Below are 16,523 nucleotides of genomic sequence, written 5' to 3'. Positions count from 1 at the left end.
AATAGTATATCAATGAAATTTCACGTAAAGGAAAGAATGACCTAATATAACTTGGGGAAATCTAACGATATTTACTATGAATTACGGAGGAGATACGATGAAAGAACCATTAGATTTAAGTAAATATAGTGTTAGAACTGACCTTGCTGTAGAGGCGCACCAAATGCTACAAGAGCGCCAAGAAGAACAAAAAGGGATACAGGGAGTTATTGTAAAAGAGAGGGAAGAAGAGGGAGTTACAATTACAAAAGTAACTATTGATGAAATTGCATCTGAGTCGATGGGGAAAAAACCTGGAAGTTATTTAACTCTTGAGGTGCAAGGTATACGACAACAAGATACGGAACTTCAGCAAAAGGTAGAGCGTATTTTTGCAAAAGAATTTTCTTATTTCTTAGAAGAGGTTGGAGTTTCAAAAGAAGCGAGTTGTTTAATCGTAGGTCTTGGGAATTGGAATGTAACGCCGGATGCACTCGGACCGATAGTTGTAGAGAACGTACTGGTGACGAGACATTTGTTTAAATTGCAGCCTGAAAGTGTGGAAGAAGGATTTAGACCTGTTAGTGCCATTCGTCCAGGGGTAATGGGAATTACAGGGATTGAAACGAGCGATGTCATTTACGGAATTATTGAGAAGACAAAACCAGACTTTGTCATCGCAATTGATGCATTAGCTGCTCGTTCTATAGAACGAGTAAATAGTACGATACAAATTTCTGATACAGGAATTCATCCAGGATCTGGTGTTGGGAATAAGCGTAAGGAACTAAGTAAAGAAACATTAGGTATTCCTGTTATCGCAATTGGTGTGCCAACTGTGGTAGATGCTGTTTCGATTACGAGTGATACAATTGATTTTATTTTGAAACATTTTGGCCGGGAACTGAAAGAAGGAAACAAACCGTCACGCTCTTTATTGCCAGCAGGTTTTACATTTGGAGAAAAGAAAAAATTAACAGAAGAAGATATGCCAGATGAAAAGAGTCGAAATATGTTTTTAGGAGCTATTGGTACGTTAGAAGAAGAAGAAAAGAGAAAGTTAATTTATGAAGTGTTATCTCCTCTTGGTCATAATTTAATGGTAACTCCAAAAGAAGTAGATGCGTTTATTGAGGATATGGCAAATGTAATAGCCAGCGGTTTAAATGCAGCGCTGCATCATCAGATTGATCAGGATAATACAGGGGCATATACACATTGATGGAAAGAGGCAGAAATAGCTTGAGTCAATTTACGCTGTTATGTATATGCGGTACAGTCTTATGTTTGCTTATGATGATAGCTGGAGTGGGACTTGCTAATCATGGCCTAAAAAGTATGAAAGGATATCGTCAGCTGTCATATGAACAAATTGCTCATATGACAGGAACGGAAGGCGCTGGGGCTGAACCCGGAATTTCGGGAGAGACGTTTTCGGCTACTGAAAAACAAAAACAGTTAGAAAGTTTAAGAAGTTTTAATGTTGTAGAAGGTATCGGTATGGCGATAGCAAGTGTTGCTCGTGATATGACAAAGTTTGGAACGGATATAGTTGTTGGGGCAATAAAAGGAATTTTTAGTTAAGGGTAGCGGGAAGGATGGTTGTCTTATGTTTGTAAGAGAGCTGTCTTTTAATTTGAAAAAGGTTTGTCTCTTATGGTTTGTTCGCATAAGATATAGATAGAGTGATTTGTATTGTAAGCAGCACGAGTTTTCATTGAATCTTTGCTGCTCTATTGATATAATCAGTGCTAGTGTATATTGGCGAGACTATTAGGAGTTGAGAACATAGATGAATAAAGAAGAAAGAGCAAAAAGACAGTCCAAAATTCGTAACTTCTCCATCATTGCTCACATTGACCACGGGAAATCAACGTTGGCAGACCGTATTTTGGAGAAAACAAACGCGTTGGCACAGCGCGAAATGAAGGCGCAATTGCTTGACTCTATGGAGTTGGAGCGTGAGCGTGGTATTACAATTAAACTAAATGCAGTACAACTAACGTATAAAGCGAAAGACGGTGAAGAGTATATTCTTCACTTAATCGATACTCCAGGACACGTCGACTTTACGTACGAAGTATCTCGTAGTTTAGCGGCTTGTGAAGGTGCAATTCTTGTAGTGGATGCAGCGCAAGGAATTGAGGCGCAAACATTAGCGAACGTATATTTAGCGCTTGATAATAATTTAGAAATCTTACCAGTTATTAATAAAATCGACTTACCAAGTGCAGACCCAGAACGCGTACGTCAAGAGGTAGAAGATGTAATTGGTTTAGATGCATCGGAAGCTGTACTTGCTTCAGCGAAAGCTGGCATTGGTATTGAAGATATTTTAGAACAAATCGTTGAAAAGGTACCAGCTCCAACAGGTGATTCAGAAGAGCCGTTACAATGTATGATTTTCGATTCTTTATATGATCCGTACCGTGGTGTAATTGCATATATCCGTGTTGTAAATGGAACGGTAAAAGTTGGCGATAAAGTACGTATGATGGCAACTGGAAAAGAATTTGAAGTAACAGAAGTAGGTGTGTTTACACCGAAAACAACGCAACGTGACGAGTTAACAGTAGGTGATGTAGGTTTCTTGGCAGCATCTATTAAAAATGTAGGCGATACACGTGTTGGTGATACGATTACACATGCGAAACGTCCGGCTGCAGAGCCGTTAAAAGGGTATCGAAAATTAAACCCAATGGTATTCTGTGGTTTATATCCAATCGATTCTGCACGTTATAACGACTTGCGTGATGCGTTAGAAAAACTAGAATTGAATGATTCTGCTCTTGAATTTGAGCCTGAAACATCTCAAGCTTTAGGTTTTGGTTTCCGTTGTGGTTTCTTAGGGCTTCTTCACATGGAGATTATTCAAGAACGTATTGAACGTGAATTCAAGATTGACTTAATTACAACAGCGCCAAGCGTTATTTATAAAGTGTATTTAACGAACGGTGAAGATTTTATTGTTGATAATCCATCTAATATGCCAGATCCACAGACTATCGATCGTGTAGAAGAGCCGTTTGTGAAGGCTGCAATTATGGTTCCGAATGACTATGTTGGAGCTGTAATGGAAATTTGCCAAGGGAAACGTGGAACGTTTATTGATATGCAATATTTAGATGAAACACGTGTTACATTGACATATGAAATCCCGTTATCAGAAATCGTATATGATTTCTTCGATCAATTGAAATCAAATACGAAAGGATATGCATCATTTGACTACGAGTTAATTGGTTATAAACCATCTAAACTTGTGAAAATGGATATTCTTTTAAATAATGAACAAGTGGATGCTTTATCATTTATTGTACATCGTGATTCAGCGTATGACCGTGGTAAAGTAATTGTAGAGAAATTAAAGAAATTAATTCCAAGACAACAGTTTGAAGTGCCAATTCAGGCGACTATCGGAAATAAAGTTGTATCTCGTTCTACAATTAAGGCGATGCGTAAAAACGTACTTGCAAAATGTTACGGTGGTGACATTTCTCGTAAGCGTAAACTTCTTGATAAGCAAAAAGAAGGTAAAAAACGTATGAAGTCTGTTGGTTCTGTAGAAGTGCCGCAAGAAGCATTCATGGCTGTACTGAAAATGGATGATAACTAATGGAGTGAACTATAATTAGTGGAGATTTTTCTATTCTTCGCTAATTATTAGCCCGCACCAATCGTGATAAAAGTAGAAGCCGTTCGTTCGGCTTCTTTTTTATATGCTACTTTTTAGACATCTTAGCATCTCTCATTTACAATAGTGAGAGAGCTTTTTAGTGATTGATATAGAGTTAGGAGACTATTAATGTCCGAAAATATTCGAAAAGATATTCGAGAGAAAATACAAAAAGGTAATTTTAATTGCGAAAAGGAACTGACGCTTTCTATAATTAGTGGGAAGTGGAAAGTTGTGATATTGTGGCACTTAGGTGTGGAAGGTCCGCATCGTTTTAGTGAATTGCAACGTCTGTTCCCGAGCATTTCTCATAAAGTGTTGTCAAATCAATTGAAAGAGTTAATGGAGGACGGGATTGTTGATCGAACGGTATACCCGGAAATTCCTCCGCGTGTTGAGTACTATATGACGGAATTAGGTATGTCGCTTTTACCGATCGTTGAAATGATGTATGATTGGGGAAAAATGCGAATGGAACAAATCCGTAATACAGTAGAGAAGTAAAGAATCCTCCGGAGTGCGGAGGTTTTCTTTTTAGAAAGGTAGGAGTTATATTTGGTACAAGCTGCATATATTCATATTCCGTTTTGTCAGCATATTTGTCACTATTGTGATTTTAATAAAGTATTTATTGAACGCCAACCGGTTGATCGATACTTACAATATTTAGAGAAAGAAATAATAAATACGGTTCAAAAAGTACCGTTTGAAAGTATGAAAACGATTTTTGTTGGCGGAGGAACTCCGACGGCATTAAATATGGAACAGACAAAAAAACTACTCGACATCATTAACCGTCGTTTGCGTCCATTTGCGCCGAATTGTGAATTAACATTTGAAGCGAATCCAGGTGATTTACCGAAAGAGAAATTGAACGTATTGCTAGAAGGTGGAGTAAACCGAATTAGTTTTGGTGTGCAAACGTTTCGTGATGAGCTACTTGAGAAGATTGGACGCAGGCATACGAGAGAAGATGCATTCGTAGCAATTCGAGAAGCGCAGGAAGTCGGTTTTACAAATATTAATGTAGATTTAATTTATGCTCTGCCAGGACAGACGATAGAAGATGTAAAGGAAACATTAGACATTGCCTTTACGCTTGGTGTACAACATTTCTCGGCATATTCCTTAATTGTGGAACCGAAAACCGTATTTTATAACTTAATGAATAAAGGGAAATTAAGACTTCCAGGTGAAGACCATGAAGCGAAAATGTACGAAATGGTAATGGATGAAATGGAGAAACATGGTTATAACCAGTATGAGATTAGTAACTTCTCAAAAGGTAATAATGAAAGTAGACACAATCTCACATACTGGAATAATGAAGAGTATTATGGATTTGGAGCTGGAGCGCATAGCTATGTGAACGGGGAACGAATTCAAAATGTAGGCCCGCTCAAGCAATATTTCACTAAAATTGATGAGACAGGATTTCCGTATTTAGATGTTCACTCAGTGACAGAGAAAGAAAAAATGGAAGAAGAGTTGTTCTTAGGACTTCGAAAAACAAAAGGTGTTTCTAAGCTAGAATTCCAAAAGAAATTTAATGTGGAGATGGATCATGTTTTTGCAAAGCAGTTACAAAGTAATCAAGAACAAGGATTACTTGAAAACAGAGATGGACATGTTTGTTTAACGAGGAAAGGGAAACTATTAGGGAATGAAGTATTCCAGTCATTTTTGATTGATTAATTAAATGTGCCATAAGCGTGAAAAAGTTTCGTTATTTCGTGACGTTTCCGTTGACAATTGAATGTCAATTTTGGTAAGTTATTAATAGATTTAGCACTCGAAGACAAAGAGTGCTAACAGAGGTGATGATGAGATGCTTACGGAACGTCAGCTCTTAATTTTACAAACAATTGTTGATGACTTTATTGGATCAGCGCAACCAGTTGGTTCGAGGACGTTGGCTAAGAAAGATGAAATTACGTTTAGTTCAGCTACTATTCGAAATGAAATGGCTGATTTAGAAGAACTAGGATTTATTGAAAAAACGCATAGTTCTTCTGGGCGTGTTCCTTCTGAAAAAGGGTATCGTTTTTATGTAGACCATCTTTTAGCGCCGCAAAACTTACCGACCGATGAAATTGTACAAATTAAAGATTTATTTGCTGAAAGAATTTTTGAAGCAGAAAAAATTGCACAACAATCAGCTCAAATTTTATCAGAGCTTACGAATTATACGGCCATTGTTCTTGGTCCGAAATTGAGCACAAATAAACTTAAAAATGTACAAATTGTACCGCTTGATCGTCAAACAGCAGTCGCTATTATTGTAACAGATACAGGGCATGTGCAAAGTAAAACGATTACCGTTCCGGAATCTGTTGATTTATCAGATTTAGAAAAAATGGTTAATATTTTAAATGAAAAGCTATCTGGTATACCTATGGCAGAACTTCATAATAAAATCTTTAAAGAGATTGTTACAGTCTTGCGTGGGTATGTTCATAATTACGATAGCGCAATAAAAATGTTAGATGGTACATTTCAAGTTCCTTTATCGGAAAAGATATACTTTGGAGGGAAAGCAAATATGCTTTCGCAACCAGAGTTCCATGACATTCAAAAAGTAAGATCCTTGCTGACGATGATTGATAACGAAGCTGAGTTTTATGATATTTTGCGTCATAAACAAGTTGGTATTCAAGTGAAAATTGGTAGGGAAAATTCTTCAATAGCTATGGAAGATTGTAGTTTAATTTCTGCAACATATTCGATTGGAGAAGAGCAACTAGGAACAATTGCGATTTTAGGTCCGACGAGAATGCAATACTCTCGTGTAATTAGTTTGTTGCAGTTATTTACAAGACAATTTACAGACGGACTTAAAAAGTAAATGAGAGTAATACATTCGCTCAAGTGATGAGATTCTCATTGCTGTGTGTAATATATAATGCTTAGGTAATCGTGCTAAGCGTGATACCTAATACCTTTTAAGGAGGTGAAAATTGTGGAAGAGCGTAACGAACAAGTGGTAGAAGAAGTGAAAGAAGCGCAAGTTGAAGAAGCTGTCACGCCAGAAAACAGTGAAGAAGCTGTAGAAGAAAAAAGTGAGGCTGCTCTTTTACAAGAAAAAGTAGATGAGTTACAAGCGAAACTAACGGAAACGGAAGGTCGCACATTACGTCTACAAGCTGATTTTGAAAATCATAAGCGCCGTGTCCAAATGGATAAACAGGCTGCTGAAAAATATAGAGCACAAAGTTTAGTTTCAGATATTTTGCCAGCTCTTGATAATTTTGAAAGAGCGATGCAAGTGGAAACAACTGATGAGCAAACGAAATCCTTGTTACAAGGTATGGAAATGGTGCATCGTCAATTGCTAGAAGCGCTGACTAAAGAAGGTGTTGAAGCGATTGAATCTGTTGGTAAACAGTTTGATCCTAATGAGCACCAAGCTATTATGCAAGTCGAAGACAGTGAATTTGAATCAAACGCGGTTGTGGAGGAATTCCAAAAAGGTTATAAACTAAAAGACCGTGTGATTCGCCCATCAATGGTAAAAGTAAATCAATAATTTACATAAAAGTAGGAGGAATCGCCATGAGTAAAATTATCGGTATTGACTTAGGTACAACAAACTCTTGTGTAGCTGTTATGGAAGGTGGAGAACCAAAGGTTATCCCAAATCCAGAAGGAAACCGTACAACACCTTCTGTTGTAGCTTTCAAAAATGAAGAGCGTCAAGTTGGGGAAGTTGCGAAGCGTCAAGCAATTACAAACCCAAATACAATCATGTCTGTTAAACGTCATATGGGTACAGACTACAAAGTAGAAGTTGAAGGTAAAGATTTTACACCTCAAGAAATTTCTGCAATCATTTTACAAAACTTAAAAGCTTCTGCTGAAGCATACTTAGGTGAAACAGTAACGAAAGCTGTTATTACAGTACCTGCATACTTCAACGATGCAGAGCGTCAAGCAACGAAAGATGCTGGTCGTATCGCTGGTTTAGAAGTTGAGCGTATCATTAACGAACCAACAGCCGCAGCACTTGCTTACGGTTTAGAAAAACAAGATGAAGAGCAAAAAATCTTAGTATATGACTTAGGTGGCGGTACATTTGATGTATCTATCCTTGAGTTAGCAGATGGCACATTCGAAGTTATTTCAACTGCTGGTGACAACCGTCTTGGTGGAGATGACTTTGACCAAGTTATCATCGATCATTTAGTAGCTGAATTCAAAAAAGAAAATAGCATTGATTTAAGCCAAGATAAAATGGCACTTCAACGTCTGAAAGATGCAGCTGAAAAAGCGAAGAAAGATCTTTCTGGTGTAACACAAACACAAATTTCATTACCATTCATTAGTGCTGGAGCTGCTGGCCCATTACACTTAGAATTAACGTTAACAAGAGCTAAATTCGAAGAAATTTCAGCTGGTCTTGTTGAAAGAACATTAGAGCCAACTCGTCGTGCATTAAAAGACGCTGGTTTTGCTCCAAGCGAATTAGATAAAGTTATCCTTGTTGGTGGATCTACTCGTATCCCAGCTGTACAAGAAGCAATTAAACGTGAAACTGGTAAAGAGCCATACAAAGGTGTAAACCCAGATGAAGTTGTAGCATTAGGTGCTGCAGTTCAAGGTGGCGTACTTACTGGTGATGTAGAGGGCGTTCTATTATTAGACGTAACTCCACTTTCTTTAGGTATCGAAACTATGGGCGGTGTGTTCACGAAACTAATCGAGCGTAACACTACAATTCCGACAAGTAAGTCACAAGTATTCTCAACAGCTGCTGATAACCAACCAGCGGTAGACATTCACGTACTACAAGGTGAGCGTCCAATGTCAGCTGACAACAAAACGTTAGGTCGTTTCCAATTAACAGACCTTCCGCCAGCACCACGTGGAATTCCACAAATCGAAGTAACATTCGATATTGATGCGAACGGTATCGTTAACGTACGTGCAAAAGACTTAGGAACAAGCAAAGAGCAAACTATTACAATCCAATCTTCTTCAGGTCTTTCTGATGAAGAAGTAGATCGTATGGTACAAGAAGCTGAATCAAATGCTGATGCTGACCAAAAACGTAAGGAAGAAGTTGAACTTCGTAACGAAGCTGACCAACTTGTATTCCAAACAGACAAAGTTGTAAAAGATTTAGAAGGTAAAGTAGATGCAGCTGAAGTAGCGAAAGCAACGGAAGCGAAAGAAGCATTACAAGCGGCAATCGAGAAAAACGAACTTGAAGAAATCCGCGTGAAAAAAGATGCTCTTCAAGAAATCGTACAACAATTAACTGTTAAATTATACGAGCAAGCTCAAGCGGCTGCAGGGCAAGCGGAAGGTGCACAAGGAGCACAAGACGCTGGCGCAAAAAAAGACAATGTAGTAGACGCTGAGTTTGAAGAAGTAAAAGAAGACAAGTAATACAGTGAAATAAAATAAGTAAGATGACAAAAAGTCAAAGTCAAGCGTGCCTTGGCTTTGACTTTTTTCACGAATAAGAAGAAATGTGCGAGGATCTTAGTTTTTTTATTTTGCATACTGTAAGTGAGGAAACTTTGTTGCAAAGCACTTTCTTTCGGTGTTAAAATTACGTTTATGTGAAAGATTCGGGGGTTGCAAATTTATGAATAAACGAGACTATTATGAGGTCCTTGGACTTAGCCAGGGCGCTTCAAAAGATGAAATTAAAAAAGCGTATCGTCGTTTGGCTAAAAAGTACCATCCAGACGTAAGTAAAGAAGAAAATGCAATTGAAAAGTTTAAAGAAGTACAAGAAGCATACGAAGTATTGAGCGATGATCAAAAGCGTGCGCAGTATGATCAATTTGGTCACGCGGGTCCGAATCAAGGTTTCGGTGGCGGAGGAGACTTCGGCGGTGGCTTCGGTTTCGAAGATATCTTTAGTTCATTCTTTGGCGGTGGCGGCGGAAGACGTCGTGACCCGAATGCTCCACGTCAAGGTGCTGATTTACAATATCAAGTTACTTTAGAGTTTGAAGAAGCTATTTTTGGTAAAGAATTAAACGTTGAGATTCCAGTGGAGGATCCATGTGATACTTGTAAGGGTAGTGGAGCAAAACCAGGGACTTCAAAAGAAACATGTAAACATTGTTCAGGATCAGGGCAAGTAAGTGTAGAACAAAATACACCATTTGGGCGTATTGTAAACCGTCAAGCTTGTGGACATTGTTCAGGAACAGGTCAAATGATTAAAGAGAAATGTACGACATGCCATGGTTCTGGTAAAGTTCGTAAACGTAAAAAAATCAATGTTAAAATTCCAGCGGGTATCGATAATGGTCAACAAATTCGTGTATCTGGAAAAGGTGAAGCAGGCGTAAATGGCGGACCGGCAGGTGACTTATATGTTGTTGTTCATGTGAGAAATCATGAATTCTTTGAACGCGAAGGGGATCACATTATTTGCGAAATGCCAATAACATTTGCGCAAATGGCACTTGGTGCGGAAGTTGAAGTTCCTACCGTTCATGGCAAAGTGAAGCTGAAAATTCCAGCAGGAACACAAACAGGAACAGAATTCCGCTTAAAAGGAAAAGGTGCTCCGAACGTACGTGGATATGGTCAAGGAGATCAATATGTAGTCGTTCGTGTTGTTGTGCCGACGAAATTAACTTCACATCAAAAAGATTTATTGCGTGAATTTGCAGGGCAAGAAGAGCAGGATGATAGCTTATTCAGAAAGCTTAAACGTGCTTTCAAAGGGGAATAATGGAAATAAAAAATGGAGTTGGTAAATTGTGAAATGGTCAGAAATTAGTATTCATACAACAGAAGAAGCAGTAGAAGCTGTCTCTCATATTTTGCATGAAGCAGGCGCTAGCGGGGTTGCGATTGAGGACCCAGCGGAGTTGACGAAAGAGCGCAAGCAACAATACGGTGAGATTTATGCACTTAACCCAGATGAATATCCAAGTGAGGGTGTTTTGGTAAAAGCATATTTCCCACAAACGGATTCTTTACACGAAACAGTTGCAGGTGTAAAATCATCTATTGATGCACTACCATCTTTCGACATCGAAATTGGTAAAGGAACTATTACAATTAATGAAGTCGATGAGGAAGATTGGGCTACTGCTTGGAAGAAGTATTATCATCCAGTTCAAATTTCTGATACATTCACAATTGTGCCGACGTGGGAAGAGTATACACCGTCTTCTCCAAATGAAAAAATTATTGAATTAGATCCAGGTATGGCGTTTGGTACAGGGACACATCCCACAACGACGATGTGTATTCGTGCGTTAGAAAAAACGGTTCAGCCAGGTGATACTGTGATTGATGTGGGGACAGGTTCGGGGGTACTTAGTATTGCTGCGGCAAAATTAGGTGCGGCTTCTGTTCAAGCGTATGATTTAGACCCAGTTGCAGTTGAAAGTGCAGAAATGAATGTGCGCTTAAATAAAACAGATGACATTGTCAATGTTGGACAGAATAGTCTATTAGAAGGTATTGAAGGCCCAGTTGATTTAATCGTAGCAAATTTACTAGCGGAAATTATTCTTCTATTCCCTGAAGATGCAGCGAGAGTTGTGAAGCCAGGTGGATTATTTATTACATCTGGTATTATTGGAGCGAAAGAAAAAGTAATTTCTGAAGCGTTAGAAACAGCTGGATTTTCAATTGAAGAAGTACTTCGAATGGAAGATTGGGTAGCAATTATTGCACGAAATGCGTAATATAGATTTTAGTCTATAAAGAACAGGGGAGTCTCTCACTGTATAAGGTGAGGGACTTGCCGTTTGTTATATGAAAATGATAACGTTTCGTTCTTTTCGTAAGTATTGACTTACGAAAGGAACGAAACTCTACTAAGGTGATTATATGCAACGTTATTTTGTAGAAGAGAAATATGTAAATGAGACAAGTATTCGCATAATGGGTGATGATGTCCATCACATCGCAAGAGTGATGCGTATGTCAGCTGGTGACCACATTTATTGCTGTGTAAATGGTAAAACAGCAGAGTGTTCAATTGCTGAAATTACCAGTGAATTTGTGGATACCACTATTGTAGAATGGGTAGAGGCGTCAAGCGAACTTCCTGTGTTCGTGACGATTGCAAGTGGACTGCCGAAAGGAGACAAGCTAGAGTTAATTTTTCAAAAAGGAACTGAGCTTGGGGCAGCTGCATTTTTACCATTTCAAGCATCTCGATCTATTGTAAAGTGGGATGCGAAAAAAGCAGATAAAAAAGTTGAGCGTTTGAAAAAAATTGTAAAAGAAGCTGCGGAACAATCGCATAGAAGTGAAATTCCAGAAGTACACGTTCCCTCATCATTTAAACAACTGCTGTCGATGAGTAGCGAGTATGATGTTTGTCTTGTTGCGTATGAAGAAGAAGCGAAACAAGGTGAGAAATCTAATTTTGCGAAAGCTTTAGCGACGGTTAAACCAGGCCAAAAGCTGCTGATTGTATTTGGACCAGAAGGCGGCTTAGCGGAGGAAGAGATAACCGCACTTCGTGAACATAAATTTGTACCATGTAGTTTAGGACCAAGAATTTTAAGAACAGAAACGGCTCCGCTTTATGCGTTAAGTGCCGCTTCTTATCATTTTGAATTGATGGGGTGATAATCAATGGCAACTGTTGCGTTCCACACGTTAGGTTGTAAAGTAAACCACTATGAAACAGAAGCGATTTGGCAATTGTTTAAACAAGGTGGTTATGAAAGAACTGAATATGAAAAAAAATCTGATGTATACGTTATTAACACATGTACAGTAACGAATACTGGAGATAAAAAAAGCCGTCAAGTAATTAGACGTGCTGTACGTCAAAATCCAGATGCGGTAATTTGTGTAACTGGATGTTATGCACAAACATCTCCAGCGGAAATTATGGCGATTCCAGGTGTAGATATTGTTGTTGGTACGCAAGATCGTGAGAAGATGTTAGGATACATCGAAGAATTCCGTAAAGAGCGTCAACCAATTAATGCTGTCCGCAATATTATGAAAACACGTGTATATGAAGAGCTCGATGTACCATATTTCACGGACCGTACACGTGCATCTTTAAAAATACAAGAAGGTTGTAATAACTTCTGTACATTTTGCATCATTCCTTGGGCGCGTGGTTTAATGCGTTCTCGTGATGGAAAAGAAGTTATTAAACAAGCGCAGCAATTAGTAGATGCGGGCTATAAAGAAATCGTATTAACAGGTATTCATACAGGTGGGTACGGTGAAGATATAAAAGAGTATAACTTAGCTGGATTACTGCGCGATATGGAAGCGGAAGTAGGCGGATTGAAACGCCTTCGTATTTCTTCTATTGAGGCGAGTCAAATTTCTGATGAAGTAATTGAAGTGTTAGATAAATCAGAAGTAGTTGTACGTCACTTGCATATTCCATTACAGTCAGGATCTAATACTGTATTGAAACGTATGCGCCGTAAGTATACGATGGAATTCTTCCAAGAGCGTTTAGATCGTTTGAAAGAAGCGTTACCAGGTCTTGCGATTACATCAGACGTAATTGTTGGATTCCCAGGCGAAACAGAAGAGGAATTCATGGAAACGTACAATTTCATTAAAGAGAATCGTTTCTCTGAATTACACGTTTTCCCTTATTCGAAACGCACAGGTACTCCAGCAGCACGTATGGAAGATCAAGTTCCTGAAGACGTGAAGAACGATCGTGTTCACCGTCTAATTGAGCTATCAAATCAATTAGCGAAAGAGTATGCTTCTAGATTTGAAGGTGAAGTACTTGAAATCATTCCGGAAGAGACATTTAAAGATGGTGACCGTAAAGGTTTATATGTAGGTTATACAGATAACTACTTAAAAATTGTGTTTGAAGGATCTGAAGAGTTGATTGGTAAGCTAGTAAAAGTGAAAATTACAAAAGCTGGTTATCCATATAACGAAGCGCAGTTTGTTCGTGTTCTTGAAGATGATGTAAAAAAAGAATCAGCAAGCGCATAAAGTGAAACTTTAATCAGTGGGGTGGTTGTTCATCCCCGCTGATTATCAGCCTGACCCCCGCCTAAGTTCTTTGCTTTCGCTGAATTTTGAGGTGGGGGTCTTACTGTCCTGGCAAATAGCGGGATAAAAAAGCATGCAAACGAAAACGATTTGCATGCTTTCTTTTTTTTTGTGGAGAAGTTAAGTACTGAAAAGGCAGGTACGTTGAATGAGTAGTTATTTAATGCTTTCTTGTATTAAAAAAGGTGTAATGATAAAAAATATAGTTGTCTTCAGGGGAAAAGGATAATAGCTATCTACATAGCTTTTGAACAGGTAAGGGCATCTATTCTTCTTTTATTCTGCCAAATAGTTGACCTGAAGTGATAAAATGTATTATAATCGTAAAAGACATGCTGAAGAAGGGTTTCTTTTTGCATGCTGAAATTAGTATGTAAGTGTGATGTTTCGGAGGGAGGGAAAGAGAATGTCAAAAACAGTCGTTCGTAAAAACGAGTCTTTGGAGGATGCACTTCGCCGTTTTAAAAGATCGGTTTCTAAAACTGGTACACTTGCTGAAGCAAGAAAGCGCGAGTTTTATGAAAAGCCAAGTGTAAAACGTAAGAAGAAATCTGAAGCGGCAAGAAAGCGTAAGTTCTAAGAGAGGGTGTAAGTTATGAGTCTTCTCGGTCGTTTAAACGATGATATGAAACAAGCGATGAAGAATAAACAAAAAGAAAAATTAACCGTTATTCGTATGGTTAAGGCTGCTTTACAAAATGAAGGTATTAAACTGCAACATACTCTTACTGAAGAAGAGGAATTAACAGTTTTAGCTCGTGAAGTAAAACAGTATAAGGACTCCCTCCTTGAATTTAAAAAAGCTGGTCGTGAAGACCTTGTTGATAAACTGCAAAGTGAAATTCAGATTTTAAGCGCATATTTGCCGGAGCAATTAACAGAAGAAGAACTAGCGGATATAATTAAGCAAGTTATTTCTGAAGTTGGTGCTACATCTAAAGCAGATATGGGTAAAGTGATGACTGCTGTTATGCCGAAAGTAAAAGGTAAAACAGACGGATCACTTGTGAATAAGCTGGTTATCCAGCTATTAGCATAAAAAAGCGTCTCATTTCGTATGAGACGTTTTTTTATGCTTTTTTCAGTTTGGACGTGATATTACAAGCTCTTTTTTCATACATATGGGATGAGAGGGGGTCTTTTGAGATGAAAAAAATAGAACAAATGAAGAATTGGTTAACGAAGCAAATAGACCTGCCAGTGGATGTGTTAATGGATCTACCTCGGATCACGCTTGTTGGGCAAGTACATATCTATATAGAAAATCATCGAGGATTATTAGTGTTTTCAGATAAAGAGGTAAGATTGCTATTGAAACATGGTCAATTATTAATTAAAGGTCAATCCTTTGTTATTAAAACAATCCTTCCAGAAGAACTGTTGCTTGAAGGGATTATTGAACAAGTGACGTTTTTAGAAAATGAAAAGAAAGAGGAGTGAGGAGAAACTTCCGTTTGTGAAGTTTTTCTTCGTTACCTTGTATTAACAGGCGGTAACGTTCTGGACTCAATATTCGGTTCGTACAAAGAGGATAGGTGGGAATTGAGTTCCACGTAAAAAACTGGCTCGTGAAGGTTAATAATTAGTGAGGATCAAGGAATCTGCTAATTAAAATTTTAGTACGAGCTAGTTTGATAATCGAATTGAAAAGTAGTGTATCTACTTTTAGAAAGGTAGTGGAGATAGTCGATGAAAAATAAATGGTTTATAAAATGGCTTGGGTATGTAAAGGTGCGAATTGAAGGTAGAGGAGCGGAACGCTTTGTTAACGAGTGTGTGCGGAAGAAATTACTCGTTTGGGATGTAAAGAAGATAGCTGATGAAACGTTAGTTTTTTGTATGTTATTACGAGATGTGAAAAAGATAAAACCAATTTATAGAAAAAATGAATGTAAATTATATTTTATTGGACGTTACGGTTTTCCTTTTTGGAATAAGCGTGTAATTAAAAATAGTGGATTTTTAATTGGGTTTTTAATATTTTTTTTCGGAATGATCGCATTGTCAAATATGGTGTGGAAAATTGAAATTACAGGAGCAAAACCTGAAACAGAATATATATTGATGAAAGAATTGGACAAAATGGGTATAAAAAAAGGTAAATTACAATTCCAAATGCCGAGTGTAGAAGATGTTCAACGTCATTTGACAGACAATATTAATGCGATTACTTGGGCGGGATTAGAAATAAGAGGGACAACATATCATTTTAAGATTGTTGAAAAAAATGAGCCGAAAAAAGAAAGTGAACAACAGCCACAAAACTTAGTAGCAAAAAAAGAAGGGATTATTACAAAAACATTTGTGGAAGTTGGGAAGCCGGTTGTCATGAAAAATGACCATGTAGAAAAGGGGCAACTTCTCGTATCCGGGATGTATGGTAATGAGGAGAATCCGACAGTTGTTTCGGCTAAAGGGATTGTATATGGAGAAACGTGGTATAAATCTGAGGTGGATGTTCCGTTAAAGACACAATTTCAAGTGTATACTGGTAATTCATACAATGAATATTTCCTTAAATTTGGGAGTACTAAAATAAAAATATGGGGATTTCTACAGGATAAGTATAAGCGCTCTCGTACTGAAAGTGTAAAACATGATGTGAAATTATTTGGATTTACATTACCAATTGCATACGAGAAAGATATTGTACGAGAAGAGGAAGAAGCGAACCGAGAATATACCGAAAAACAAGCAATGAAAGTAGCGAAAGAGATGGCAGAAAAAGAACTGAAGAAAAAATTGGATGAACATGCTATGATTGTAAGTGATAACATTTTGAGTAAAGAGGTTGAGGCGGATCACCTAAAGGTCACATTACATTATACAGTGATTGAAAATATTGCAGAGCCACAACCAATATCTGAATCCGATATTCAAGGAGACTGAG

The 16,523-nt window shown here is 37.9% G+C and carries 16 protein-coding genes; all 16 read left to right on the top strand.

The genetic code is table 11. The annotated features are described in order from the left end of the window. Positions 1-97: 97 nt before the first annotated feature. The 16 genes from gpr (at position 98) to yqfD (ending at position 16,522) form a co-directional block, all read left to right on the top strand. Positions 98-1,201 carry a GPR endopeptidase gene (gpr, locus tag I6L50_RS27460; protein ID WP_002088693.1) on the top strand — a complete coding sequence of 368 codons (1,104 nt, stop codon included), beginning with the start codon at positions 98-100 and terminating at the stop codon, positions 1,199-1,201. Further along, positions 1,201-1,563, top strand: a complete 363-nt coding sequence (locus tag I6L50_RS27455) for a DUF3679 domain-containing protein (protein WP_049946676.1) — start codon at positions 1,201-1,203, stop codon at positions 1,561-1,563. Before gpr ends, I6L50_RS27455 begins: the two co-directional genes overlap by 1 nt. A gap of 208 nt (positions 1,564-1,771) precedes the next feature. Then, positions 1,772-3,595 carry an elongation factor 4 gene (gene lepA / locus I6L50_RS27450; protein WP_002034072.1) on the top strand — a complete coding sequence of 608 codons (1,824 nt, stop codon included), beginning with the start codon at positions 1,772-1,774 and terminating at the stop codon, positions 3,593-3,595. 189 nt (positions 3,596-3,784) lie between these two features. Beyond that, positions 3,785-4,159, top strand: a complete 375-nt coding sequence (locus I6L50_RS27445) for a winged helix-turn-helix transcriptional regulator (RefSeq protein WP_002015203.1) — start codon at positions 3,785-3,787, stop codon at positions 4,157-4,159. A 51-nt stretch (positions 4,160-4,210) separates the two neighbouring features. Beyond that, on the top strand, positions 4,211-5,350 hold the full coding sequence (gene hemW, locus I6L50_RS27440) for a radical SAM family heme chaperone HemW (RefSeq protein ID WP_219303556.1): 1,140 nt from the start codon (positions 4,211-4,213) through the stop codon (positions 5,348-5,350). Between the two features lie 133 nt (positions 5,351-5,483). Then, positions 5,484-6,500, top strand: a complete 1,017-nt coding sequence (gene hrcA, locus I6L50_RS27435) for a heat-inducible transcriptional repressor HrcA (protein WP_002067157.1) — start codon at positions 5,484-5,486, stop codon at positions 6,498-6,500. Positions 6,501-6,614: 114 nt separating this feature from the next. Then, positions 6,615-7,181, top strand: coding sequence for a nucleotide exchange factor GrpE (gene grpE / locus I6L50_RS27430; RefSeq protein ID WP_002138384.1), 567 nt, complete (start codon positions 6,615-6,617; stop codon positions 7,179-7,181). A 26-nt stretch (positions 7,182-7,207) separates the two neighbouring features. After that, positions 7,208-9,043: a chaperone protein DnaK gene (gene dnaK, locus I6L50_RS27425; protein WP_002015198.1), complete on the top strand. Its 1,836-nt coding sequence runs from the start codon at positions 7,208-7,210 to the stop codon at positions 9,041-9,043. A gap of 202 nt (positions 9,044-9,245) precedes the next feature. Next, the gene (dnaJ, locus tag I6L50_RS27420; RefSeq protein ID WP_002015197.1) at positions 9,246-10,352 is read left to right on the top strand and encodes a chaperone protein DnaJ; all 1,107 of its coding nucleotides are present in this window, start codon (positions 9,246-9,248) and stop codon (positions 10,350-10,352) included. A gap of 28 nt (positions 10,353-10,380) precedes the next feature. Beyond that, on the top strand, positions 10,381-11,319 hold the full coding sequence (prmA, locus tag I6L50_RS27415; protein WP_002138379.1) for a 50S ribosomal protein L11 methyltransferase: 939 nt from the start codon (positions 10,381-10,383) through the stop codon (positions 11,317-11,319). Between the two features lie 145 nt (positions 11,320-11,464). Beyond that, positions 11,465-12,214, top strand: coding sequence for a 16S rRNA (uracil(1498)-N(3))-methyltransferase (locus tag I6L50_RS27410; protein ID WP_113935596.1), 750 nt, complete (start codon positions 11,465-11,467; stop codon positions 12,212-12,214). A gap of 6 nt (positions 12,215-12,220) precedes the next feature. Then, complete coding sequence (gene mtaB, locus I6L50_RS27405; protein WP_002138376.1) at positions 12,221-13,573, top strand: tRNA (N(6)-L-threonylcarbamoyladenosine(37)-C(2))-methylthiotransferase MtaB; 1,353 nt, start codon at positions 12,221-12,223, stop codon at positions 13,571-13,573. Between the two features lie 466 nt (positions 13,574-14,039). After that, positions 14,040-14,213, top strand: a complete 174-nt coding sequence (gene rpsU, locus I6L50_RS27400; RefSeq protein WP_000048061.1) for a 30S ribosomal protein S21 — start codon at positions 14,040-14,042, stop codon at positions 14,211-14,213. 15 nt (positions 14,214-14,228) lie between these two features. Then, positions 14,229-14,672, top strand: coding sequence for a GatB/YqeY domain-containing protein (locus I6L50_RS27395; protein WP_000054578.1), 444 nt, complete (start codon positions 14,229-14,231; stop codon positions 14,670-14,672). Between the two features lie 107 nt (positions 14,673-14,779). Further along, positions 14,780-15,073 (top strand): sporulation protein YqfC, encoded by a 294-nt coding sequence (gene yqfC / locus I6L50_RS27390; RefSeq protein WP_002067170.1) that lies wholly within the window; start codon positions 14,780-14,782, stop codon positions 15,071-15,073. A 249-nt stretch (positions 15,074-15,322) separates the two neighbouring features. Then, on the top strand, positions 15,323-16,522 hold the full coding sequence (gene yqfD / locus I6L50_RS27385; RefSeq protein WP_002015190.1) for a sporulation protein YqfD: 1,200 nt from the start codon (positions 15,323-15,325) through the stop codon (positions 16,520-16,522). The last annotated feature ends 1 nt before the right edge of the window (position 16,523 follow it).

The sequence above is a fragment of the Bacillus sp. FDAARGOS_1420 genome (assembly GCF_019344915.1).
GTDB lineage: Bacteria > Bacillota > Bacilli > Bacillales > Bacillaceae_G > Bacillus_A > Bacillus_A mycoides.
The sequence above is the reverse complement of the archived record's forward strand: the minus strand, read 5'-3'. Positions and strand labels throughout refer to the sequence as shown.